The following is a 23,035-nucleotide window of genomic DNA, read 5'->3' as shown; positions in this document are numbered from 1 at the left end:
TCGTTGGACCTCTCATCAGTGTGTTCAATCATTGTTGCAAGAGAACGCCAAATGTAACACAACTGTATCAGGCCGCCTTCGGCCGTTTCCAGGTATAGACGGCCGTCACCGCGTAGTTCCAGACCACACCGACCAGGATACCGGCCAGCGCGGACAGCACCCAGAACGAATGCGCCTCGAAGAGCCAGCTGGCGACGCCGACATTGGCCAGCGCCCCAATGCTGCAGGCGATGACGAACGATAGCCAGCCGCGCAGCAGATCCCAGCCACGCAAGCGCATGTCTCGGTAGGTAAAGAGGTTGTTGAGGAAGAAATTGGTCGTCATCGCGACCAAGGTCGCCACGCTCTGACCGACGAGGAAACTGGTATCGGCCAGCTTAAAGCTGGTCCAAAGCACCAGCATGTGCACCAGCACACCGCTGGCGCCGATCAACGAAAAGGCGATGAAACGCACCGGCAGCATCGGGCCGACCCATTTCTGGATCAGCATCAGCAGATATTCCCAGACCACAGCCTCGTCGAGCTTGCTCTCCCCGGCATGGCGCGGGCGAAACCGATAGGGCAGCTCGCGGAAACGCAGCGGCCCGGGATGGGTCGCGAACAGGTCGAGCAGGAGCTTATAGCCGACCCCGCTCAGCTCGCGCGCATCGTCTTGCAACACCTCGGCGCGCAGCATGAAGAAGCCGCTCATCGGGTCCTTCAGGTCAGCCTTGATCAGGCGCTGTCCCAAGCGGGTCGCGAAGCGGCTCATCGAGGCGCGCTGATCGTTCCAATCGCCGACGCCGCCACCGGCGACATAGCGGCTGCCGATCACGATCTCCAAGGGCTCGGTCTGTAACTGCCGCAGCATCGTCGGCAACAGCGTCTCGTCGTGCTGCAGATCGGCATCCATCACCGCGACATAGGGGGCCGAGGTCGCCAGCATGCCCTCGATACAGGCCGACGAGAGCCCCCGGCGGCCGATCCGCTGCAGCACGCGGACCTGCGGGTGCGCGCGGGCGATGGCGCGAATACGCCGCGCGGTCTCGTCCGGCGAGTCGTCATCGACGAAGATCAGCTCCCAGTCGATCCCCGCCAGTACAGTCCGCAGACGCTCGACAATCACAGGAACATTCTCGGCTTCGTTATAGGTCGGAATCACGACCGCAAGGGTCGGCGCACGACATGGGCTCGACAAGGCAGCCTCCGGCATGATGGGCATCGGGTGAATGGCGCTCGCGGCGGCACCGCGCGCCGCCAGCCATAAACACGGACAGTCCTGGAATAAAAAGAAACGTTGGGCAAAACCCCATGGGATTTGGTAGTTTATCAGATTGACCGTCGTCGCGCGCGTTTTTGCGTCGATTTCCATCGACTTAACAAAGGCTTAGACAGACCGTCCAAGACGTTCCTCATGCTATGGGAGGCCAACTGATGATCAAGCCAATCGGCTCCGACGAGCTTCAACCGCGGTTTGTCTACGACCCCAAACGCCACCACCAGTTGACCCATGAGGCCGAATCGCTGCCCTCGGTCATGATCAGCTCCCAGGCTGCCGCAAATGCCGTGATGATGGGCGCGGGCTATTTCAACCCGCTCGAAGGCTTCATGAACGTGGCCGACGCGCTCAGTGTCGCCGAGACCATGCGCACGGTCGAAGGACGCTTCTTCCCGGTCCCGGTGCTGTGCCTCATCGAGTCCGCAGAGGCCATCGCGGGCGCCGAACGGATCGCCCTGCGCGACCCCAACGTCGAGGGCAACCCGGTGCTGGCGGTGATGGACGTCGCGGCCATCGAGACGGTCTCCGACGCGCAGATGACCGCGATGACGCAGCAGGTCTATGGCACCCAGGATACCGAACACCCCGGTGTGAAGACCTTCAACAGCCAGGGCCAAACGGCCCTCTCGGGGCCGATCGAGGTTCTGAATTTCTCCTATTTCCAGAACGACTTCCCGGACACCTTCCGCACCGCCGTCGAGATCCGCCATGAGATCCAGGAGCGCGGATGGCGCACGGTCGTCGCCTTTCAGACGCGCAACCCGATGCACCGCGCGCACGAGGAGCTGTGCAAGATGGCCATGGAGGCCGTTAGCGCCGATGGCGTCGTCATCCACATGCTGCTCGGCCAACTCAAGCCCGGCGACATCCCGGCCCCGGTGCGCGATGCCGCGATCCGCAAGATGGCCGAACACTACTTCCCGCCGAACACGGTCATGATCACCGGCTATGGCTTCGACATGCTCTACGCCGGCCCGCGCGAAGCGGTGCTGCACGCCTATTTCCGCCAGAATATGGGCGCGACCCATTTCATTATTGGACGCGATCATGCCGGCGTCGGCGATTACTACGGGGCGTTTGAGGCGCAGACCGTGTTCGATGAGGCGGTGCCGGAAGACGCGCTCGCGATCGAGATCTTTCGCGCCGATCACACCGCTTACTCGAAAAAGCTCAATCGCGTCGTGATGATGTGCGACGCCCCGGATCACAGCAAGGACGACTTCGTGCTGCTCTCGGGCACCAAGGTGCGGGAGATGCTCGGTCGCGGAGAAGCCCCGCCGCCGGAGTTCTCCCGCCCCGAGGTCGCGCGGATTCTGATGGACTACTATCAATCGATCGCGTGACGGCAGCCGTTAGCAATCACGGCCAAGGAGCTAGCGACGCGCTACTGGCCATTGATGCGAGATGGCTGTTATCCGACGAGAGATCGCCTGTTTAGGCGAGCCTCGTGACGAGGCCTTTTATTGATCTCCGTCGATAGCTATTTCGTTAAATCGTAATACGATTATATCGCGACACACTCGCACATATCGGAGGTCAATGATAATGATTTTCAGCAACCCGTTCTCGGAGCTGTCGGCTCTCATCTCCCCTGCCGTGATGCAGGCCTACGTCGTTCTGATGATCTTGCTGGTCATCGGCGGCACCCTGCTCGATGTCAAGCATAAGAAGAGCGCCAAATACTTCTTCGAGAAAGGACAAGCGCTGAAGAAGCTCGCCAAGCGTGAGCCCAGCAGCGCCGAGAGAATGCGCATTGCCGCCAGCACGCTCACCCACGAAGTGCTCGCCTCCGGCGAGTTCGATAATGTGGATCGGCGTAAGTCGCATCTGCTGATGATGTATGGCTTCATCCTCTTCGTGGTCTCGACCGCACTCTTGATCTTCGGTCTGCCAGTCGCCGAGGGTGGGGGCTTCAGCTTCTTACCCCTGCTGTGGCACCTCGGCGCGCTGATGATCTGCGTCGGCGGCTACTGGTTCTGGCTCAAGATCCGCGTCGACGTGCGGGCCGAAGGCCACCAGTGGTATGAGGTGGAGCGCCGCGATCTGTTCATCGTTTCATTGTTGCTCATGGCAACGTCCGCGCTGGTGTGGTCATTCCTTGAGGCGATGGGCGGTGGCTTGCTCGCCGGTCTCGCCCTGTTTGTCTTCATCGTCGCGGCCACCACGCTGTTCAGCACCGTCTTCTGGTCCAAGTTTGCTCACATGTTCTACAAGCCTGCGGCGGCGTTCCAGAAAAAGATGGCCGTGGCGGATGGCTCAAGGGACAGGCTGCCCGATCTCCCCGAACTGACCGATCCTGCTGTCAGGCAGCGGTATCCGGATATCCCGGAGTACATGGGCGACAACCCGCCCTACATGGGGCTTGGTATCAAGAGTGAGCCGCCTACCCATTACTGATCTTGATTCGATCCATCGAATCATGAGGAGGAATAGAAGATGCCGACATTCGTCTATATGACCCGCTGCGATGGCTGTGGCCAATGTGTTGATATCTGTCCTTCGGACATTCTGCACATCGATCCCGTCACCCGGCGCGCCTACAACATCGAGCCCAATATGTGCTGGGAGTGCCTGCCCTGCGTCAAGGCTTGCCCGCAAAATGCCATCGACGTGCGTGGCTACGCGGACTTCGCCCCCTTGGGCCACTCGGTTCGGGTACGCCGTGACGAGGAAAAAGGCGTCATCGCCTGGCGGATCATCTTCCGCAACGGCCGCAAGGACATGGAGTTGCTGGCGCCGATCACCACCAAGCCCTGGCGGGAGCACATTCCAAAGCTCGCCGATGTGCCAGCACCCAGCCAAGAGATGCGCGATAGCCATCTGTTGTTCAACGAACCCAAGTACATTCGCATGGATGATGGCGGCTTGCACACGCTCAAGTCCAATGGGTTAAAGATGGTCGCCGGGGTGGAGAGTTACTAATGGCTTTCAAGACAATCATCGAAGACGACATCGACATCCTGGTCGCCGGTGCTGGCCTAGGCGGCACGGGCGCCGCGTTCGAGGCCCGGTATTGGGGCCAGAACAAGAAGATCGTCATCGCCGAAAAAGCAAACATCATGCGTTCCGGGGCCGTCTCGCAGGGCCTGTACGCGATCAATTGCTACATGGGAACCCGTTTCGGGGAAAACAATCCCGAAGATCACGTCCGCTACGCACGTATCGACCTGATGGGCATGGTCCGTGAGGATCTGCTGTTCGATATGGCCCGTCATGTCGACTCGACCGTGCATCAGTTCGAGGAATGGGGTCTGCCGCTGATGCGCGACCCGAAGACCGGCGCCTATCAGCGTGAAGGCCGCTGGCAGATCATGATTCACGGTGAGTCCTATAAGCCGATCGTCGCGGATGCGGCGAAAAAGTCGGCCGACAAGGTCTTCAACCGCATCTGTGTCACCCATCTGCTCATGGATGAAAGCAACCCGAACCGCGTTGCGGGCGCTGTCGGTTTCAATGTGCGCACCGGCAACTACCATGTCTTCAAGTCGAAGACCGTGATCTGCGGTGCGGGTGGTGCGTCTAACATCTTCAAGCCACGCTCGGTTGGCGAGGGTGCGGGCCGCGTTTGGTACGCGCCTTGGTCTTCCGGCTCCGCGTACGGCCTGATGATCGGCGCCGGCGCCAAGATGACACAGATGGAAAACCGCATCGTGCTGGCGCGCTTCAAGGACGGTTACGGCCCCGTGGGCGCCTACTTCCTGCACCTCAAGACCTACACCCAGAACGGCTATGGTGAGGAATACGAGTCCAAGTGGTTCCCAGCGCTCGAGGAGATGGTTGGCAAGCGCTATCTGGACATCGAGGCGTCACACCTAACCCATCGCCCGATTCCGACCTGCCTGCGCAACCATGCGTTGATCAATGAGGTCAATGCCGGTCGCGGCCCGATCCACATGGTGACCATGGAGGCGTTCCAAGACCCGCATCTCGAAGAGATCGGCTGGCACAACTTCTTAGGGATGACCGTCGGCCAGGCCGTCCTGTGGGCGGCCACCGATGTCGATCCCAAGCATGAGAATCCGGAGCTGACGACCTCCGAGCCCTATGTGATGGGCTCTCACGCGACCGGCTGCGGCGCCTGGTGCTCGGGCCCGGAGGATGTCTCACCGCCCGAGTACTTCTGGGGCTACAACCGCATGACCACGGTCGAAGGGCTGTTCGGGGCCGGCGACGCCGTCGGCGGCACACCGCACGCCTTCTCGTCTGGCTCCTTCACCGAGGGGCGTCTTGCCGCCAAGGCCGCCTGCCAATATATCGACGACGGCAAGGCCGAAGGCATCGTCGTCTCCGACGAGCAAATCAACCGGCGCAAGGAAGAGATCTACAAGCCGATGGAGCATTACAAGGTCTATCGCAATGAGATCACGGCCGGATCGGTCAACCCGAACTACATCAACCCACGCCAGGGTCTTGACCGTCTGCAAAAGTTGATGGACGAGTACTGTGGCGGTGTCACGGTCAGCTACATGACCAACGACAAGCTGCTGAACATCGGCTTGAAGAAGATGAAGGTCATGGAAGAGGACCTGGAGAAACTGGCCGCAGAGAATATCCACGAGCTGCTGCGGGCCTGGGAACTGAAGCACCGCCACATGACCGCCGAGGCTGTCTTTCAACACACCCTGTTCCGCGAAGAGACCCGTTGGCCGGGCTACTACTATCGCGGCGACCACATGAAGGTGGACGACGAGAACTGGCATGTGCTGACGGTGTCTCGCCGTGATCCCGAGACCGGTGAATACACCATGGAAAAGGCGCCTTGTTACCACCTGGTAGACGCGTAGGATTAGGCTCATCTGGAGGCGTGGGTGCTCGCTTCGCGGGCTCCACGCCGTTTTGCACAAGAATCCCTGTGAATGAATATCAACGATCTGACTGACGAAGAGGTACTTGAGATCGCGCATCCCCTGTGGGATGACCTGATCAAGTATTCCAATGAGGGTGCTTACGGCAAATTCATCAAGAAATTCTCGTATGGCTTGTTACTTGGCCTCAATGAGGTGGAGCTGGGTAAACAGTTTGCGCACAGTGAGCTGGCCCGCAACCTGGTTGAGGAGAGAGACTTTCTTGGGCTGATCAGGCGTGGCGAGCATGTCACGGCCCTCTACCGAGTGCGCAGCCAAGCACGCGAAGGCGAGTGGCTGGGACGCATGGTCCTCGGTTACGAGAATGGAGACGTGAAGATCTTTGCCGCTTCGATTTTCTAACGCGATGAAACAGGCCAACCCACAACGCATTGAGGACGACAAATTTGTCGAGCTGACCTATCGGGTCATCGATCAGAAGACCGAGGACGTGCTGACGACCGTGGACTTTCCGTTGGGTTATGTTCAGGGTCGTAACGCGGTGCTAGCGCCACAGGTGATGGCCGAACTCGATGGCCGATCGGCGGGAGAGACGATCAGGATTCCGATCGATTGCACGGATCTCTACGGTCCGCGCGACGAATCCTTGGTCATCACCGACCGGATCGACAACGTTCCCGTCGAGTACCGGGAAGTCGGGACCGAGATCCTCATGGAAAACAACAAGGGCGAGACCAAGCGCTTCTTCGTCACCCGCATGGATGAAAAGACGCTGACCATCGATGGCAACCATCCGATGTGCGGCAGACAGGTCGTGTTCGAGCTTGAAATCCTAAGTGTGCGGGATGCGACTGAAGAAGAACTCATCGCAGGCGGCAAGGTGGACAGAGGCGCGGACACCGGCGGCCTCACGACCCGGCCGATCTGGGAGTAGGAAACAGTTTGCGCATCGCACCATAGACGTGCTCGTAGGTATTGGCGTTTTCACCGCAATGGATGAGTTCGTCGGCATCGGTGCGGAATGTCAAATAGGGATGCACCTCGCGACCATCAACCTCGATCCCCGCAACATCATCGATGACACCGGTGATGCTCAACGCGATGCTAGCGGTGAGGTCTTCTAGCTTCTCCTGCTCGACGCCCCCTTCTTGAAGCTTGATCTTGATTCTTTCGACGATCTCATTGACGAAGATCGCCTGCTGCTCGTCAAATTGCGCACCCGCCAACGTCAGTTTCACGTTTTATACCTTGGTGATCCCCTGTATCGGGCATCCCGATGCCAGTTTCGACCCCGTCATCCAATGTTCATCGCGTAAGCGAGCGGCCTAGCGAACGTTTCAGTTCACACGGCCGCCATGTTTCATGGGCGGCGTCTCAGGGTTTCTTTGGGGTCTGATAGGCGACCTCTTTCTGGAACTTTTCCCAAATCACCTCGTATCCAACATAGCCCTTTTCATTCGGCTGCATCTGACGGGTCACGCAAAATCGGCTGTGGCCGTCGGGAACCTTGGGGCGCGTCTTCTTTTGATCGCTCATCAATGACCTCTCTGTGTAGAAGGCTAGTCCGGCTTATGCACGAGACAGCAATAAGAAGCTATCCCGGCGGAACACGTCTGTCAAGCCGCCGCAAGGCAATGCAGCCTCGACAGAAACGGCTCGCTTCTCGCGGGTACACAGCGCTCAGCTCAGCGAGCTGATCAGCGCTCGAGTTCCTGGATCTCGAAGCACATCGTCTCGAGATCGCCAATCGCCCAGGTCGCCGCAGGCGCGCCAAGCCCCGCGACCGTGCCCGGATTGACCAACCAGGTCTGCCCGCCTTTTACAGTCTCTTCAAGGCTCACGAGCGGCTCGTGGCTATGACCGCAGCAGACCAGGTCGTGATCGCCGGCACGGGCAAAGGCCTGGCCGATGTGAGGATAATGCGTCATGAAAATCTTGCGGCCCCCGAGCTCCAGGCTCGCATCGTTGCCGTAGTACTGGAGCAGATCCTCGGACTCGCAAGCCAGACGCGAGATGGAGACCGGATCGCCCAGGTTGTTGCCGTGGATCACGTGAATCGGCAGCCCGAGCTTGAGCGAAGCGCGCAGGGTGTTGGTGCCGATCAGATCGCCACAGTGCAGCACGCATTCGGCGCCGCGCATCTTGGCCTCGGCGATCGCAGTGGCGAGCATGGGGCCGCGATCATGGCTGTCTGAGACGATACAGATCTTCATCATGAAAGCCCGGGGCGTTGGTGTTAACGGGTGGCGGATAGGATTCCACGCCTGATTAGGTCGTCGATGACCTCGCCGGCGAGATCCTCCGGCGTTCCCTTGCCCGCATGCAGGATGAGTTCAGGCGTTTCCGGTGCCTCGTAAGGATCATCGATGCCGGTGAAATGCTTGATCTCCCCGGCACGCGCCTTCTTGTACAGGCCCTTGGGATCACGCTGTTCGCAGATCGCGAGGGGGGTGTCGACGAAGACCTCGATGAAGTCACCCTCGCGCATCATCGCCCGCACCCGATCGCGATCCAAGCGATAAGGGCTGATGAAGGCGGTCAGCGCAATGGTGCCGGAGTCGCAGAACAGTTGCGCGACGGCACCGATGCGGCGAATATTTTCTTCCCGATCGATGGCGGAAAACCCGAGCCCGAAACGCTCGGCATAGGCCTCGCCATGGGTCTCCCGGAGCATGCCAGGGCCGGCGTTGAGCCCGTGTCGCACATTGTCGCCATCGAGCACCGCACTCTTCACACCCCGGGCCGCGAGCATATGATCCACCACATTGGCAATCGTGCTCTTGCCCGAGCCGCTAAGGCCGGTAAACCAGATCACACAACCACGATGGCCGTGCAAACGCTCGCGCTCCTCACGCGAGACCCGGTGATCGTGCCAAGTGACATTCGTATCGTTCGCCATGAAGAGATCTCGATGCAAGAAGGCTGTAGCGATGACATGGAACGGGGAAGGTTAAGGGACCAACGCGATCCTGGCAATGTTCTGGCAGCGCCCGCTTACAGCGACGGGCTCGCTTGGACCGCCCCCTGATCGGGCACGCAAACGCGCACGCAAAAAGACGCCGCGATCTAGACAAAATCCGGATGGTGTATTAGAATTTAATTATTCTCTAATTTATCGGAGTCTGGCCATGTTGTTCAATTGCCGCACCATGCGTTCCGCCGTCATCCTCTCGGGCCTGATGCTTGCCGCTGGCTTGCTGCTCGGGATGATCGCCATCTTCACGGGTCTCTCGATCGCCACCAGCCAGCTCGCGCTGGTCCTGGTACTCGGCGCCGTCTTCCTGCTCGCCGTCGTCTTCCTGGTCGCGCTGCTTCCAGGCGTCGCACGGCAGATGGATGAGTGTCGTCACTAAGCCATTAGTCGGGCGTTTTATCAGCACCGCCTGGTGCCATCACCCTCGGGCCCAACCCCATCGACATAGCGATCACGCGCCGCCCTCGCCCGCTCGAAGATCCGCAATAACGCCTCGCCATCCTCGCGTCGGATGGTCTCGGAGAGGGTCCCCATTTCAGCGCCAAAACGCGCCAGCATCGTACTCAGGGCATCGGCATTGGCGAGACAGATATCCCGCCACATCTCCGGGCTCGACGAGGCAATGCGCGTGAAATCACGGAAACCGCCGGCGGCATAACGAAAGATCTCGTCATTGCTGCGCATCCGGGACAAGGCATCGACCAGCCCGAAGGCCAGCATGTGCGGCAGGTGACTGGTCGCCGCCAAGACTTCATCGTGATGGGCGACACTCATCTCGGTGACCTCGGCGCCGACCTGTTCCCACATCGCCCGCACCCGCGCACGCGCACCGGCATCGGTCTGCGCCAGCGGGGTCAGGATCACCCGACGATGGCGATACAGCTCCGGGAACGAGGATGCAACGCCACTGTGCTCGGTGCCGGCGATCGGATGCCCAGGCACCAGCCAGGGTGGAATCTCGCCGAACACCCGCTCGGCATCGGCGACTACGCTGCCCTTGACGCTACCGCCATCGGTGACCACGGCGGTCTCGGACAACTGCCCGTGGATCCGCTCGAAGACCTTGGCGATGGCGCCCAAGGGCACCGCGATGAACACCATGTCGGCATCACGCACCGCCTCAGCGGGATCACAGCTGAAGCCATCGATCACCCCCAGCTCAAGGGCGAGTTCCAGATTCTCGCGCGAACGACCGCAGCCGATCACCTCGCCGACCGCCTCGGCCGACTTCAACGCCCGCGCCAAGGAGCCGCCGATGAGGCCGACGCCGATCACTGCAAGCCGTTCAATCATGAAGCAATCACCTGTGACAGCGTCTCAGCCGCTATGCTGGACCCGTTATTCTGGACCCGTATGCTGGCCCATCTCACTCGCCGCCTGGCTAACCCGTTCGCTTCAGCACGGCGGCAAGCGCGCTGAGCAGGCGATCGTTTTCGGCCGCCAGGCCAATACTGATGCGCAGATGCTGCGGCAGGCCATAATTGGCCACCGGACGACAGATGACCCCCTCGCGCAGCAGGGCCTGATCGATCGGCCCAGCGGGACGGCCGAGATCGACGGTCACGAAGTTGCCCACCGACGGGATCAGCGCCAATCCCAGCGCCCGCAGCCCGTCGCAGACGCGCGCCAATTCGGCCCGATTGTGTGCCAACGAGCGGCGCACATGCTCGCGATCGGCCAGGGCCGCAACGGCCGCCGCCTGTGCCGGCGCATTGACGTTAAACGGCTGTCGAACCCGGTTCAGCAACTCGGCCAGCGCCGGATGGCTCAACCCATACCCCACCCGCAAGGCCGCCAGACCATGGATCTTGGCAAAGGTACGGGTGACGATCAGGTTTGGAAAGTGGTCGAGCCAGGTCGAGGTATCCGGATACTCGGGCTCCTCGACATAATCGAAATAGGCCTCGTCGATCACCGCGATGCACTGCTCGGGCAGCGCCGAGAGAAAGGCCCGCAAGGGGTCGGCCGCGAGCCAGGTACCGGTCGGATTATTCGGGTTCGCGATCCAGACCACGCCGGTGCGCTCGCTCACCAGCGCCGCCATCGCCTCCAGATCATGCCCATAGTCACGCGCCGGCGCCACGCACGGGGTCGCGCCCACGGCGGTCGTCGCGATCGGATAGACGGCAAAAGCATGCTCGGAGAACAGCGACTCGCGTCCTGGATAGAGGAACACCCGCGCGATCTGATCCAACACATCGTTCGAACCATTGCCGAGCGTGACCTGTTCCGCCGCGAGCCCATGATGGGCGGCGATCGCCGCGCGCAGCGCGAACCCACCACCGTCCGGGTAGCGACCGAGTTCCCCCGCCTCGGCCAGGTAGGCCGCACGCGCCGCCTCGCCACAGCCGAGGGGATTCTCGTTCGAGGCCAACTTCACTGAGCCCGTAATACCAAGCTCTCGTTCCAGCTCGGAGATCGGCTTACCGGGCAGATAAGGCTTGAGCCCACCGATCTGCGGCGCCGCGAGCGCCAGATAGCGGTTGGTTGGTTCAGTCATCAAAGCACCGCCTCGGGATAGGAGCCGAGCACCTTGCACAGATTGGCCGCCTCCTTGAGTTCAGCCAGGGCCGCCGCGACCTGCGGCGATTGCCGGTGACCACAGACGTCGACAAAGAAGACATAGTCCCACACGCCTTGGCGCGAGGGCCGCGACTCGATCCGGGTCAGACTGATGCCCTGCTTGGCGAAGGGCGTCAGCAACCGATTCAAGCCGCCCGCCTCGTTGCGGCAGGACAGCAGCATGCTGGTCTTATCGTGGCCGCTTGGCGGCGAATCCTCCGGCCCGATCACCAGGAAGCGGGTGGTATTCCCCGGCTCATCCTCGATGCGCTGGGCCAGCACGCGCAGCGCATAGAGTTCGGCGGCCGCCTCGCTCGCCACCGCTGCGGTCTCCTCGGACGCCGCAGCCAACTTCGCCGCATCGGCATTGGTACTGACGGCCACGCGCTCGGCGTTGGGTAGATAGCGATCGAGCCAGCTGCGGCATTGCGCGAGCGATTGCTGGTGCGAGTAGACGCGCCGGATTGCACTCAGCTCGTCCGCCTTCGACAACAGATGATGATGGATACGCAGGGTCACCTCGCCGGCGATTTGCAGCAGCGAGCGCATGAACATATCCAAGGTGTGATTGACCACGCCTTCGGTCGAGTTCTCGACCGGGACCACGCCATAATCGCAGGCATCCGCTTCCACCTCGCGAAAGATATCGCCGATCGCGCCGAACGACTGCGCATGCACCGAGTGACCGAAATGCTTCAGTGCCGCCGCCTGGGTGAAGGTGCCCTCGGGGCCGAGATAACCGACCTTGAGCGGTTTCTCGAGCGCCAGGCAGGCGGACATGATCTCGCGAAATAGCCGCGCGATCTCCTCGTCATCGAGCGGCCCCGGGTTGCGCGCCTTGATCCGGCGCAGGATCTCGGCCTCGCGCTCGGGCCGATAGTACTTGACCGACTCGCCGCGCGCGTCCTTGATCTTGGCGACATCCTGGGCACAGGCGGCACGCTCCGAGATCAGCCGCAACAGCTCGGCATCGATCGTGTTGATGCGCGCGCGCACCTGCTGGAGCTGTTCGTCACTGGTCATGGGTACAGGCAACGCATACTCATCGCGGGAACCTCGGCTCGGCGGGCTCAGCCTCTTCAGGCCGGCGTGAATCCAGGCAGGCCACGCACCGAGAGCACGCCATCGATGTCGGCGATGCGCTGCAGGATCTCGTCGGGACAAGGCTTGTCGATATCGATCAGGGTCACGGCCAGATCATCCCGCGAGCGGTTCAGCATATCGATGATATTGAGCCCGCCTTCGGCCAGATCGGTCGAGATCTGCCCGACCATATTGGGCACATTGCGATTGACCACCACCATCCGATGGCCGTCGTTGCGCGGCAGATGGATCTCGGGGAAATTCACCGAATTGCTGATATTGCCATCCTCGAGATAGGCGCGCACCTGATCGGCCACCATCACCGCGCAATTCTCCTCGGCCTCGCGGGTCGACGCACCGAGATGCGGCAGCACGACCACGCGCGGATGCCCCTTCAGCAGATTGCTCGGGAAGTCGCAGACATACGCATAGAGCTTGCCGGCGTCGAGCGCCGTCACCGCCGCATCGTCGTCGATGATGCCGTCGCGCGAAAAGTTCAGTAAGACCGCGCCATCGGGCATCTCCTGGATGCGCTCGGCGTTGATCATGTGACGGGTCTTGTCGGTCAAGGGCACGTGGAAGCTGATGAAATCCGAGCGCGAGACCAGATCGTCGATCGACAACGCGCGCTCGACGTCGGCCTCCAGCTTCCAGGCACTGCGCACGGTGATGCTCGGATCATAGCCGATCACCTTCATGCCGAGCGCCCGCGCGGCATTAGCGACCAACACGCCGATCGCGCCGAGCCCGATCACGCCCAGGGTCCGGCCCGGCAGCTCGAAACCGGCGAATTGCTTCTTGCCGGTCTCCACGGCCTTACCGATCGCCGCATCATCGCCCTCGAGTTCGCGCGCGAACTGCCAGCCCTGCGCAAGATTGCGCGCCGCGATCAGCATCCCGGCCAGCACCAGCTCCTTGACCGCGTTGGCGTTGGCGCCCGGGGCGTTGAACACGGCGATGCCGCGCTCGGTCATGGCCGGCACCGGGATGTTGTTCACGCCCGCGCCGGCGCGTCCAACCGCCTTCAGCCGAGCGGGCACCGGCAGATCGTGCATCTTCGCCGAGCGCACCAGGATCGCATCCGGGTTGCTGAGTTCAGAGGCGATCTCATAGCGTTCACGCGGCAGCCGATTGAGGCCAGCCACGGAGATATTGTTCAGCGTCTGGATCTTGAACACTGGGCTCACCCTTTGGTCCGCTCGAACTCGGCCATGAACGCGATCAGCGCATCGACGCCTGCCTCCGGCATCGCATTGTAGATGCTCGCGCGCATGCCACCGACCGAGCGATGCCCCTTGAGCGTGAGCAGGCCGGCGTCCTTGGCGCCGGCAAGGAAGTCAGCATCGAGTTCGGGATTGGCCAATGTGAAGGGCACATTCATCCAGGAGCGCGACGCCGGCTCGACCGGGTTGGCGTAGAAACTCGAGCCGTCGATCGCGGCATAGAGCTTCTCGGCCTTGCGCCGGTTGATCTCGCCCATGGCCTCGAGACCACCGAGATCCTTCAACCATTGGAACACCAGTCCAGCCAGGTACCAGCCATAGGTCGGAGGTGTGTTGTACATCGAGCCGCTGTCGGCGTGGACACGATAGTCGAACATGGTCGGGGTGCCACTGAGCGGCTCGCCGAGCAGATCCTCGCGAACGACCACGATCGTCAGCCCGGCCGGGCCGATATTCTTCTGCGCGCCGGCGTAGATCATCCCATAGCGCGCGACATCGATCGGCCGCGAGAGCAGCGTCGAGGACATATCGGCCACCAGCGGCGCCGAGGTCTCGGGGATATAGGGGAACTCGACACCCTCGATGGTCTCGTTCGGGGTGTAGTGCAGATAGGCCGCCTCCTCGGACAGCGCCAGCTCCGCCTGCGTCGGTGCGCGCACGAACCGCTCGGGCTGGGTGCTGGCGGCAATGTGCACGGCGCAGAAGCGGTGCGCCTCGGCGATGGCCTTCTTCGACCAGCTCCCGGTATTGAGGTAATCGGCCTTGCCGGTGCGCCCCGACAGGTTCATCGGCACCATCGCGAACTGACTCGAGGCCCCGCCCTGCAGGAAGAGCACCCGATAGCCCTCTGGCACCGCCAGCAGCTCGCGCAGATCGCGCTCGGCCTGCTCGGCGATGCTCATGAACTCCTTGCCGCGGTGGCTCATCTCGGCCACGCACATCCCACTCCCGTTCCAGTCCAGCATCTCTTCCTGGGCTTGACGGAGCACCGGCTCCGGCAACATCGCCGGGCCCGCGCTGAAGTTATAGGGTCGAGACATCAGCTATACCTTTTTCTAGATTGGATCGATTAGATGTGGATGCGCTTCAGTCGACGGCGTCCCCGCCATCTGAACCAGCGTCACCCGGGCCAGCGTCACCCGGTTTAGTCTCATCCAGACCAGTCTCTTCTGGGCCGACGCCCCCAGAGCCGTCTCCTCCAGCGCCATCTCCGCTGGCGTCATCCTCGTCATCGTCGCCATTGAGAGCAATGATGCGCTCGAGGCCGGCCAAGCGTTGGTTGTCGCCGAGATTGATCAGCTTCACGCCCCAAGTGTTGCGACCGAGGATCGAGATATCATCGACGCCGGTGCGCACCAGGGTACCGGCCTCGGTGATCAGCATGATCTCATCGCCGGGCCGCACCAGCACCGCGCCGACCTGCTCGGCATTGCGCTCGCCGATGCGCATCGAGATCACGCCCTTGGTGCCACGGCCCTTGGTCGGGAACTCCTCGATCGGCGTGCGCTTGCCCTGACCATTGGCGCCGACCGTGAGGACCGTACCAGGCTCGGCTACCAGCAGCGAGATCACGCGCTGGCCCTCGCCGAGCGAGATACCACGCACGCCATGCGCGGTGCGACCCATCGAGCGCACCTCGGATTCGTTGAAGCGCACGGCCTTACCGGCAGAGCTGAACAGCATCATGTCTTGACGGCCATCGGTGACCGCGACGCCGATCAGATGTTCGTCCTCGTGCAGATCAATCGCAATGATGCCGCGTGACAGCGGACGCGAAAAGTCCGATAACGGCGTCTTCTTGACCGTACCTTTACTGGTCGCCATGAAGACGAAGCTACCCTCCTCGTACTCCGGCACTGGCAGGGTTGCGTTGATGCGCTCGTCCTTCTCCAGCGGCAGCAGATTGACGATCGGTCGTCCGCGCCCGCCATAGCTGGCCTGTGGCAGCTCGTAGACCTTGAGCCAATAGACCTTACCGTGACTCGAGAAACAGAGCACGGTGTCGTGCGAGTTGGCAACGAAGAGCCGGTCGATGAAGTCCTCGTCCTTCAGGTTCGAGGCGCTGCGACCCTTGCCGCCACGGCGCTGGGCCTGATACTCGGCGATCGGCTGTGCCTTCACATAGCCGGCATGCGAGAGCGTCACCACCACGTCTTCCGGCGCAATCAGGTCCAACAGCGAGATATCGGCCTGATCCTCGGTGATCTCGGTGCGCCGCTGATCGGCGTATTGATCGCGAATCGCGGTCAGCTCCTCGCGGATCACCTGCATCAGCCGATCCGGATCACGCAGGATCGCCAGCAGCTCGGCGATGGTCTCGAGGATGGCCTCGAACTCTTTGATGATCTTGTCTTGCTCGAGCCCGGTCAGGCGCTGCAACTGCAGGTCGAGGATCGCCCGCGCCTGACGCTCGCTGAGTCGATACAGACCATCGTCGCGCAGGCCAAACCCCGCGTCGAGGTCATCCGGACGGGTCTCATCGGCGCCGGCGCGCTCGAGCATCCCGGCCACCTCGCCAGCGGCCCAATCGCGCGCCATCAGCCCTTCGCGGGCATCAGCTGGGCTGGCCGAGGCCTTGATCAGCGCGATGACCTCATCAATGTTGGCGAGCGCGACCGTGTAGCCTTCCAGCAGATGGGCACGGTCGCGCGCCTTGCGCAGCTCATAGATGGTGCGACGGGTGACGACATCGCGGCGATGGCGCAGGAAGTACTCAAGCATCTGCTTGAGATTCAAGGTGCGCGGCTGACCGTCGACCAAGGCGACCATGTTGATGCCGAACACGGTCTGCATGTTGGTGTGCTGATAGAGGTTATTCAGCACCACATCGGGGTAATGATCGCGCTTGATCTCGATCACCACGCGCATGCCGTCCTTGTCCGACTCGTCGCGCAGCTCGGCGATACCCTCGAGCTTCTTCTCGCGCACCAGCTCGGCCATCTTCTCGAGCATGCGAGCCTTATTCACCTGATACGGCAGCTCGGTGATGACGATCGCCTCGCGCTTGCTGCGCGACTCGGTCTCCTGATGGGTGCGCGCGCGCAACCGGATGCGACCACGGCCAGTGCGATAGGCCTCGCGGATACCGCGAATGCCGTTGATGCTGGCGGCGGTCGGGAAGTCCGGGCCGGGCACGATTTCCATCAAGCGCTCGATCTCGACCAGGGGATCTTCGATGATCGCCAGACAGGCGTCGATGATCTCGCCGAGATTGTGCGGCGGGATATTGGTCGCCATGCCGACCGCGATGCCGGAGGAACCGTTGACCAGCAAGTTCGGGAAGCGCGCCGGCAGGACCGTCGGCTCCTGCTCGGACTCGTCGTAGTTGGGGATGAAGTCGACTGTCTCCTTGTCGAGATCATCGAGCAGCGAGTGCGCAATGCGCGCCATGCGCACCTCGGTATACCGCATCGCAGCCGGGGAGTCGCCGTCGACCGAGCCGAAGTTGCCCTGGCCGTCGATCAGCATGTAGCGCATCGAAAACGGTTGCGCCATCCGCACGATGGTGTCGTAGACGGCGGTGTCACCATGCGGATGGTATTTACCGATGACATCACCGACCACGCGCGCCGACTTCTTGTACGGCTTGTTCCAGTCGTTACCGAGCACGTTCATCGCGAACAGCACGCGCCGATGCACGGGCTTGAGGCCATCGCGCACATCCGGCAGCGCGCGGCCGACGATCACGCTCATCGCGTAATCGAGGTAGGACTGGCGCATCTCGTCTTCGAGATTGACCGGGAGGATCTCTTTGGCGAAGTCGGCCATCGCTTTCGTGTGTACTTCCTGAAACGGGGGATGTAAGGCGCTCGGCGAAGGGCCATCGAGCGGTATCGGCAAGCGCGGAAACGCGCGCGACATCGCCGTGATTGGCGCCACTGATGCCTGGGCGGCCGGACCAAGCGGGCCGGCGTCGCGGTCTTCCGCCGCGATCAATAAAAGCCCGTGATTATAGCACTGAGAGGAGTCAGTATCACAGAGAGAGCTAGGCGCGCTCGCGCTGCGCGTGCAGCGCATCGTGGATCTGTTGCGCCAGGGCCTGGCTGATGCCGTCGACGCGGGCAATCTCATCTGGCGCCGCGCGCACCAGCCCACGCAATCCGCCGAAGGCCCGCAGCAGGCTTTGCCGGCGCTTAGGACCGACGCCGGGGATGTCTTCCAGCATCGAGGTCTTGCGCGCCTTGTCGCGGCGCTGGCGGTGACCGGTGATCGCGAAGCGGTGCGCCTCATCGCGGATCTGTTGCACCAGGTGTAGCGCCGGCGAGTCGGCACCGGTGACGATCGGCGCCCCGCCTTTGGCCAGGCCCTCGCCCACCCCCTCGGCGAGCCAAAGCTGCTCAGCACCGGCCTTGCGATCCGGCCCCTTGGACACGCCAACCAGCTTGACCCCGTCGATGCCAAGCGCGTCGAGCACACCGGCGACCGCGCCCAGCTGGCCCTTGCCGCCGTCGATGAAGAGCAGGTCCGGCAACGGGACTTCGCCAGTCCGCACCCGCCGGTAACGCCGCAACAGCGCCTGCTCCAGCGCCGCATAGTCATCGCCCGGGGTGATGCCCTCGATATTGAAGCGGCGATAGTCCGACGTGCGCGGCCCCTCGTCGTCGAAGACGACACAGGAGGCAACCGTCAGCTCACCCCCGGTATGGCTGATATCGAAGCATTCCATGCGGCGCGGCAGAGCCTCGAGGTCGAGGAGATCGCGCAGCGCCTCCAGCCGGCGCGTATAACCGGCGCGGCTGCCGAGTCTTGTCTTCAGCGCGAAGGCGGCATTCTTGAGCGCCATCTCGACCAAGCGCGCGCGCTCGCCGCGCAGCCGATGCTTGAGCGCCACGCGCCGTCCGGCACGCTCGCTCAGCGCCGTGGTCAGGAACTCGGCCTCGTCTGGCTCGGCATTGAGCAGCACCTCGGGCGGGATCTCCTTGTCGACATAGAACTGCGCCAGGAAGCCCGCGAGCACCGCCGCTTGATCGGCATAGGCCGGCACCTGCGGGAAAAAGGCCCGGTTGCCGAGATTGCGTCCGGCGCGAATGAAGAAGACCTGCACGCAGACGGTGCCGGCCTCCTCGACCGCAGCGATGATGTCGACGTCACCGCCATCGGCGCTGATGGACTGGCGCTGTTGTATCCGCTGCAGGGTCGTGATCTGATCGCGCAGCACCGCCGCGCGCTCGAACTCCAGCGCATCTGCGGCCTGCTCCATGCGCTCGCCAAGCTCGGCGATGACCTCGCCGGTGCGCCCCTCAAGGAACTTGATGCTGTGGGCGACATCGACCGCATAGTCTTGCGGGCTGATTAAGTCGACACAGGGGCCGGTACAGCGCTTGATCTGATATTGCAGACAGGCGCGGGTACGGCTTTGGTAGAAGCTGTCGCGGCATTGGCGCACCGGGAACAGCTTCTGCAGCAGGTGCAGCGTCTCGCGCACCGCCCACGCGCTCGGGTACGGCCCGAAGTAGCGCCCCTTGCTCTTGCGCGGACCGCGATAGAACGACAGGCGCGGGAACGCATCCTGGATGCTGAGATAGATGTACGGATAGCTCTTGTCATCGCGCAGCAGCACATTGAAGCGTGGCCGATGGGTCTTGATCAGATCGCTCTCGAGCAGTAGCGCCTCGCCCTCGGTACGGGTCACCGTAACCTGGATATCGGCGATCCGCGCGACCATCAGCTGCAGGCGACGATTGAGCGCGCGCCCAAAGTAGCTGCTGACCCGGCGTTTCAGGTTCTTGGCCTTGCCGATGTAGAGCGGCGTACCATCGGCATCGAGCATGCGGTACACGCCCGGCTCGGTCGGGATCTGCAGCAGTGCGGTGCGATGATCGAAGGACGCCATAACGAGCGGTGCTAGATGCCTGAGGATTGGATGCGGCGGTGGAGCGCGAGGCTGGTCGCCACCGAACCGCTCCCGTATCCTGATTGGATGCACTCTCCAGACTATCAAGGCGGCAGCATCGTCAACCTGATGCAGTCGCTGATCCGAGCGCGCGGGCATCAGCCCGCCGATGCCGAACCCTATCCCGAGGCCAGGCTGCTGCCGGCGAGCGAGATCGCCAAAGCTCGGCATGTCGTGCTGCTGGTCATCGATGGGCTCGGCGACGATTGGCTACAACGGCACGCGCCGGACGGCCCCTTAGCGCGACATCGACTCGGCGCACTGACCTCGGTCTTTCCGCCCACTACCGCCTCGGCGATCACCACCTACCTCACCGGCGACGCGCCGCAACAGCACGGCATGACCGGCTGGCACATGTGGCTGGGAGAACTCGGCTCCGTGCTCGCGGTGCTGCCCGGCACCCCGAGGCACGGCGGCAGCGGCTACAAACAGGCGGGTATCGACCTCCGGCAACTCTATGGCCACCGCTCGCTGTTCGCCGCCCTGCACAGGCCATCGGTGGTGGTGTCGCCGCGCAAGATCGCGCGCTCGGACTACAACCTAGCCCATCTTGGGCCGGCGAGCCTGCAGCCCTACGAGGGACTCGATGGGTTGTTTCGCGCGGTCGCCAAGGCGCTGAAACGGGCTCGGGAGCCGACCACCGTCTACGCATATTGGCCGGGCCTCGATACGATCGGCCATGAACACGGGATCGAGAGTCCCGAGGCACTGGCTCATCTTGATGCGATCGAGCAGGCGCTCGGCTGGTTGCGGCAGTGCCTCGCGGGCAGCGACAGCCTGCTGTTGCTCTGCGCCGATCATGGCCAGTTGGATGTCCAGCCGGGCCAACTGCTCGAGCTTGGCAACCTACCCGAACTCGCCGACTGTCTGCGCATCCCGCTCTGTGGCGAGCCGCGCGCGGCCTATTGCTACATCCGCCCAGATCAGACCAAACGCTTCGAGCGCCTTTGCGTCGATCAGCTTGGCGTGGATTTCGAGCTGTTGCACAGTAGCACGCTCATCGAACGCGGCCTCTTCGGGCATGGCCCGCCCCATCCCCGGCTGCATGAGCGGATCGGCGATTACTGTCTGCTCGCGCGCGATCGGGCCGCCCTGCACCAACAACTGCTCTGCGATCAGCCGTTCAAGCAGATCGGCGTGCACGGTGGCCTGAGTTCAGCCGAGCTGATGGTGCCGCTGTGCTGCTTCGAGTTGTAACCTAACAGGCTTATACTCGCGCGCCCCTAGCCAGCTTCATTGGCCGCTGTTGAGGAACCCGCTGAATGGACCCCGTCCAGATCCTTCTGCTCGCCTCCGTGCAGGGCTTCACCGAATTCCTACCCATCTCGAGTTCGGCCCATCTGATCCTGACGCCGAGCCTGCTCGGCTATGCGCTGCAAAGCCTGGCCTTCGATGTCGCCGTCCACCTTGGCACGCTCGCGGCAGTGTTGCTCTATTTCCGGCTTGAATTGCTGAACATGGCGCTCGCTGTCGGAGGCTCGATTCGCCACCGCTCGCTCGATGATCCCAATGCACACCTGGGATGGATGATCCTGCTTGCAACCTTGCCGATCTTGGTCTTGGGCTTTCCACTCAAGTCCCTGCTCGAATTCATCCGCGATGACACCCGGCTGGTGGCGTTGGTGATCGCCAGCACCACGGTCGGCTTCGGGCTCCTGCTCTGGCTCGCCGATCAGCTGGGCACGCGCGAGCGCGACGAGTACAGCCTAGGCTGGGGAACCGCGCTGCTGATCGGGCTCTTCCAGGCCATCGCGATCATCCCTGGCACCTCGCGCTCCGGCATCACCATGACTGCTGGACTCTTCCTCGGACTGACACGCAAGGCCGCCTCACGCTTCTCTTTCTTGCTGTCGATCCCGACCATCCTGATCGCGGGCCTCATGGAGACCAACGATCTCATGGCGTCTCCTGAGCCGGTGGCCTGGGGTGAGCTGTGGCTGGGCGCCTTGCTCTCGTTCATCGTCGCCTATCTGACCATCCATGTCTTCCTGCGCTTCATCGAGCGTATGAGCATGCTGCCCTTCGTCCTCTATCGGCTCGTCCTGGGACTGCTGATCTATTGGATCGTCTTGTTTTAAGAGGACTCGCGATCATCCTGATTCACGCATAAAAAAAGCAGCTAATAGCTGCTTTTCGCGCCGCCCTAGGTCACCCGCGATGACGCGTGACCCAGGGCTCCATCCCGAGATAGTTGCCTCAACCGTTAAACGAGGCCGATCTGCTGGGAAGCGATCTGAGCGACGGGCGGGATGCCGTCGCCGAGCCAGTTGAAGTCCACACTGCTGAGCAGGATAAAGTGGATCAACAGCCCGAGAACGAACAAGAACACGGCGATTGCCACAAGAACACCACGCGGATCGATCATTTGCCAGAGCTTATGCATATTGAGATTCCTCTCTTCTTTAATCTGTAAGTGCGAGCACCAAGTAAAATGGTGCTCGCAATGTCAGGGTCACGCGCGCTTCAGCCTTTACAGCCAAGGACGGTAGAGCCAAGCCAGCACATGCGCGAACACGACAAGACCAAAAAAGGCGGTCATGCTGGACATGAAGATACCGTGGAACTCTTGGGCCTCTTCTTCGGTCAGGCCGGTCAGACTTTTAGTGTCAGCCATGGATTTAACCTCCGGTTTTCTAAAAGGGCCTCTCGGCCTTTGACCGCGTACACCCCCGCGGCGGGGTTGCCCCATTCGGGCTTACCGCACCAAGCGTTTCACTCGATGTCGGCACGCACCGGTAGTCGGTGCTTCGATAACAGCTCATCAATGGCTGTCATCGATCACGTCTCTTCAGTTCATCGTCCGAGCCGGCGGCATCGCCGACATGTTCGTTGCAGGTGCCTGAATGGCTTTGCTTGCAAGCCAGTTGGTATCCGGAGACGCCAACACGACGAAGTGAATCAAAAAGCCCAGCGCAGTCAGAAAAGCAAACAAGGCGACTAGCGTACGGCGTGGATCGAAAAGCTGCCAAATACGATACATCAGGTCTCTCCTCTAGAAAGGTCGGGTGAGGTGAGCAGCATGCTGCTCGAATATCCATCACCCATTCGTTCGCATTAGGGCTCTAAGCCCCAATTGGCCGCTTAGAGCCAAGGGCGGTAGAGCCATGCCAGCACATGCGCGAACACGACGAGACCGAAAAAAGCGGTCATGCTGGACATGAAGATACCGTGGAACTCTTGGGCTTCCTCTTCGGTCATGCCGGTCAGGCTTTTATTGTCAGCCATGGAAATCACCTC

The 23,035-nt window shown here is 62.0% G+C and carries 25 protein-coding genes; 9 read left to right on the top strand and 16 right to left on the bottom strand.

What is annotated here, in order from left to right; genetic code table 11:
• Positions 1 to 67: 67 nt before the first annotated feature.
• Complete coding sequence (locus AC54T3_RS05840; protein ID WP_496623137.1) at positions 68 to 1,177, bottom strand: glycosyltransferase; 1,110 nt, start codon at positions 1,175 to 1,177, stop codon at positions 68 to 70.
• A 236-nt stretch (positions 1,178 to 1,413) separates the two neighbouring features.
• On the opposite strand from AC54T3_RS05840, the gene sat reads away from it, so the two are divergent.
• The 6 genes from sat to AC54T3_RS05810 all read left to right on the top strand — a co-directional run bounded on the left by sat (position 1,414) and on the right by AC54T3_RS05810 (position 6,997).
• On the top strand, positions 1,414 to 2,601 hold the full coding sequence (sat, locus tag AC54T3_RS05835; protein ID WP_496623135.1) for a sulfate adenylyltransferase: 1,188 nt from the start codon (positions 1,414 to 1,416) through the stop codon (positions 2,599 to 2,601).
• A gap of 202 nt (positions 2,602 to 2,803) precedes the next feature.
• Positions 2,804 to 3,655, top strand: coding sequence for an adenylyl-sulfate reductase (locus AC54T3_RS05830; RefSeq protein WP_496623134.1), 852 nt, complete (start codon positions 2,804 to 2,806; stop codon positions 3,653 to 3,655).
• A 39-nt stretch (positions 3,656 to 3,694) separates the two neighbouring features.
• A complete protein-coding gene (aprB, locus tag AC54T3_RS05825; RefSeq protein WP_496623133.1) occupies positions 3,695 to 4,180 on the top strand; it encodes an adenylyl-sulfate reductase subunit beta in 486 nt (161 codons plus the stop codon).
• A complete protein-coding gene (aprA, locus tag AC54T3_RS05820; RefSeq protein ID WP_496623131.1) occupies positions 4,180 to 6,042 on the top strand; it encodes an adenylyl-sulfate reductase subunit alpha in 1,863 nt (620 codons plus the stop codon). The genes aprB and aprA overlap by 1 nt, the downstream gene beginning before the upstream one ends.
• 72 nt (positions 6,043 to 6,114) lie before the next feature.
• Positions 6,115 to 6,465 (top strand): hypothetical protein, encoded by a 351-nt coding sequence (locus AC54T3_RS05815; RefSeq protein ID WP_496623129.1) that lies wholly within the window; start codon positions 6,115 to 6,117, stop codon positions 6,463 to 6,465.
• 4 nt (positions 6,466 to 6,469) lie between these two features.
• Positions 6,470 to 6,997 (top strand): FKBP-type peptidyl-prolyl cis-trans isomerase, encoded by a 528-nt coding sequence (locus tag AC54T3_RS05810; protein WP_496623127.1) that lies wholly within the window; start codon positions 6,470 to 6,472, stop codon positions 6,995 to 6,997.
• On the opposite strand, the gene AC54T3_RS05805 is transcribed toward AC54T3_RS05810, so the two are convergent.
• The 4 genes from AC54T3_RS05805 to cysC form a co-directional block, all read right to left on the bottom strand.
• A complete protein-coding gene (locus AC54T3_RS05805) occupies positions 6,972 to 7,301 on the bottom strand; it encodes a hypothetical protein (RefSeq protein WP_496623125.1) in 330 nt (109 codons plus the stop codon). The two genes, AC54T3_RS05810 and AC54T3_RS05805, sit on opposite strands and share 26 nt — an antisense overlap.
• A gap of 136 nt (positions 7,302 to 7,437) precedes the next feature.
• The gene (locus AC54T3_RS05800; protein ID WP_496623123.1) at positions 7,438 to 7,599 is read right to left on the bottom strand and encodes a hypothetical protein; all 162 of its coding nucleotides are present in this window, start codon (positions 7,597 to 7,599) and stop codon (positions 7,438 to 7,440) included.
• 161 nt (positions 7,600 to 7,760) lie between these two features.
• Complete coding sequence (locus AC54T3_RS05795; RefSeq protein ID WP_496623208.1) at positions 7,761 to 8,276, bottom strand: metallophosphoesterase family protein; 516 nt, start codon at positions 8,274 to 8,276, stop codon at positions 7,761 to 7,763.
• 23 nt (positions 8,277 to 8,299) lie between these two features.
• Positions 8,300 to 8,962: an adenylyl-sulfate kinase gene (gene cysC / locus AC54T3_RS05790; protein WP_496623122.1), complete on the bottom strand. Its 663-nt coding sequence runs from the start codon at positions 8,960 to 8,962 to the stop codon at positions 8,300 to 8,302.
• 229 nt (positions 8,963 to 9,191) lie between these two features.
• On the opposite strand from cysC, the gene AC54T3_RS05785 reads away from it, so the two are divergent.
• The gene (locus tag AC54T3_RS05785; RefSeq protein WP_496623121.1) at positions 9,192 to 9,416 is read left to right on the top strand and encodes a hypothetical protein; all 225 of its coding nucleotides are present in this window, start codon (positions 9,192 to 9,194) and stop codon (positions 9,414 to 9,416) included.
• Positions 9,417 to 9,436: 20 nt separating this feature from the next.
• Here the strand turns inward: AC54T3_RS05785 and AC54T3_RS05780 are convergent, their stop codons facing one another.
• The 7 genes from AC54T3_RS05780 to uvrC form a co-directional block, all read right to left on the bottom strand.
• Complete coding sequence (locus tag AC54T3_RS05780; RefSeq protein ID WP_496623120.1) at positions 9,437 to 10,330, bottom strand: prephenate dehydrogenase; 894 nt, start codon at positions 10,328 to 10,330, stop codon at positions 9,437 to 9,439.
• An 88-nt stretch (positions 10,331 to 10,418) separates the two neighbouring features.
• On the bottom strand, positions 10,419 to 11,537 hold the full coding sequence (gene hisC, locus AC54T3_RS05775; protein ID WP_496623119.1) for a histidinol-phosphate transaminase: 1,119 nt from the start codon (positions 11,535 to 11,537) through the stop codon (positions 10,419 to 10,421).
• Positions 11,537 to 12,622, bottom strand: a complete 1,086-nt coding sequence (gene pheA, locus AC54T3_RS05770) for a prephenate dehydratase (protein WP_496623117.1) — start codon at positions 12,620 to 12,622, stop codon at positions 11,537 to 11,539. Before pheA ends, hisC begins: the two co-directional genes overlap by 1 nt.
• A 56-nt stretch (positions 12,623 to 12,678) precedes the next feature.
• Positions 12,679 to 13,860, bottom strand: a complete 1,182-nt coding sequence (locus AC54T3_RS05765) for a phosphoglycerate dehydrogenase (RefSeq protein WP_496623207.1) — start codon at positions 13,858 to 13,860, stop codon at positions 12,679 to 12,681.
• Between the two features lie 5 nt (positions 13,861 to 13,865).
• Positions 13,866 to 14,945 (bottom strand): 3-phosphoserine/phosphohydroxythreonine transaminase, encoded by a 1,080-nt coding sequence (gene serC / locus AC54T3_RS05760; protein WP_496623115.1) that lies wholly within the window; start codon positions 14,943 to 14,945, stop codon positions 13,866 to 13,868.
• A 46-nt stretch (positions 14,946 to 14,991) separates the two neighbouring features.
• Entirely contained in the window at positions 14,992 to 17,673 is a 2,682-nt protein-coding gene (gene gyrA / locus AC54T3_RS05755; RefSeq protein ID WP_496623113.1) for a DNA gyrase subunit A, read from the bottom strand.
• 217 nt (positions 17,674 to 17,890) lie between these two features.
• Positions 17,891 to 19,738 (bottom strand): excinuclease ABC subunit UvrC, encoded by a 1,848-nt coding sequence (gene uvrC, locus AC54T3_RS05750; RefSeq protein ID WP_496623111.1) that lies wholly within the window; start codon positions 19,736 to 19,738, stop codon positions 17,891 to 17,893.
• A gap of 87 nt (positions 19,739 to 19,825) precedes the next feature.
• On the opposite strand from uvrC, the gene AC54T3_RS05745 reads away from it, so the two are divergent.
• Both AC54T3_RS05745 and AC54T3_RS05740 read left to right on the top strand, forming a co-directional pair.
• Positions 19,826 to 20,995 carry an alkaline phosphatase family protein gene (locus AC54T3_RS05745; protein WP_496623109.1) on the top strand — a complete coding sequence of 390 codons (1,170 nt, stop codon included), beginning with the start codon at positions 19,826 to 19,828 and terminating at the stop codon, positions 20,993 to 20,995.
• Between the two features lie 65 nt (positions 20,996 to 21,060).
• Positions 21,061 to 21,876: an undecaprenyl-diphosphate phosphatase gene (locus AC54T3_RS05740; RefSeq protein ID WP_496623107.1), complete on the top strand. Its 816-nt coding sequence runs from the start codon at positions 21,061 to 21,063 to the stop codon at positions 21,874 to 21,876.
• Positions 21,877 to 22,001: 125 nt separating this feature from the next.
• Here AC54T3_RS05740 and pufA (AC54T3_RS05735) read toward each other — a convergent pair whose 3' ends face one another.
• The 4 genes from pufA (AC54T3_RS05735) to pufB (AC54T3_RS05720) all read right to left on the bottom strand — a co-directional run bounded on the left by pufA (AC54T3_RS05735) (position 22,002) and on the right by pufB (AC54T3_RS05720) (position 23,023).
• Positions 22,002 to 22,181 (bottom strand): light-harvesting antenna LH1, alpha subunit, encoded by a 180-nt coding sequence (pufA, locus tag AC54T3_RS05735; RefSeq protein WP_496623106.1) that lies wholly within the window; start codon positions 22,179 to 22,181, stop codon positions 22,002 to 22,004.
• Between the two features lie 87 nt (positions 22,182 to 22,268).
• Positions 22,269 to 22,412 carry a light-harvesting antenna LH1, beta subunit gene (gene pufB / locus AC54T3_RS05730; protein WP_496623104.1) on the bottom strand — a complete coding sequence of 48 codons (144 nt, stop codon included), beginning with the start codon at positions 22,410 to 22,412 and terminating at the stop codon, positions 22,269 to 22,271.
• Between the two features lie 174 nt (positions 22,413 to 22,586).
• Complete coding sequence (pufA, locus tag AC54T3_RS05725) at positions 22,587 to 22,778, bottom strand: light-harvesting antenna LH1, alpha subunit (RefSeq protein WP_496623102.1); 192 nt, start codon at positions 22,776 to 22,778, stop codon at positions 22,587 to 22,589.
• Positions 22,779 to 22,879: 101 nt separating this feature from the next.
• Positions 22,880 to 23,023, bottom strand: a complete 144-nt coding sequence (pufB, locus tag AC54T3_RS05720; protein ID WP_496623205.1) for a light-harvesting antenna LH1, beta subunit — start codon at positions 23,021 to 23,023, stop codon at positions 22,880 to 22,882.
• Positions 23,024 to 23,035: the final 12 nt, after the last annotated feature.

This window comes from Halochromatium sp. NSM3 (genome assembly GCF_059621085.1).
Note: the sequence above shows the minus strand (reverse complement) of the source record. Positions and strands in the feature narration are given on the sequence as shown.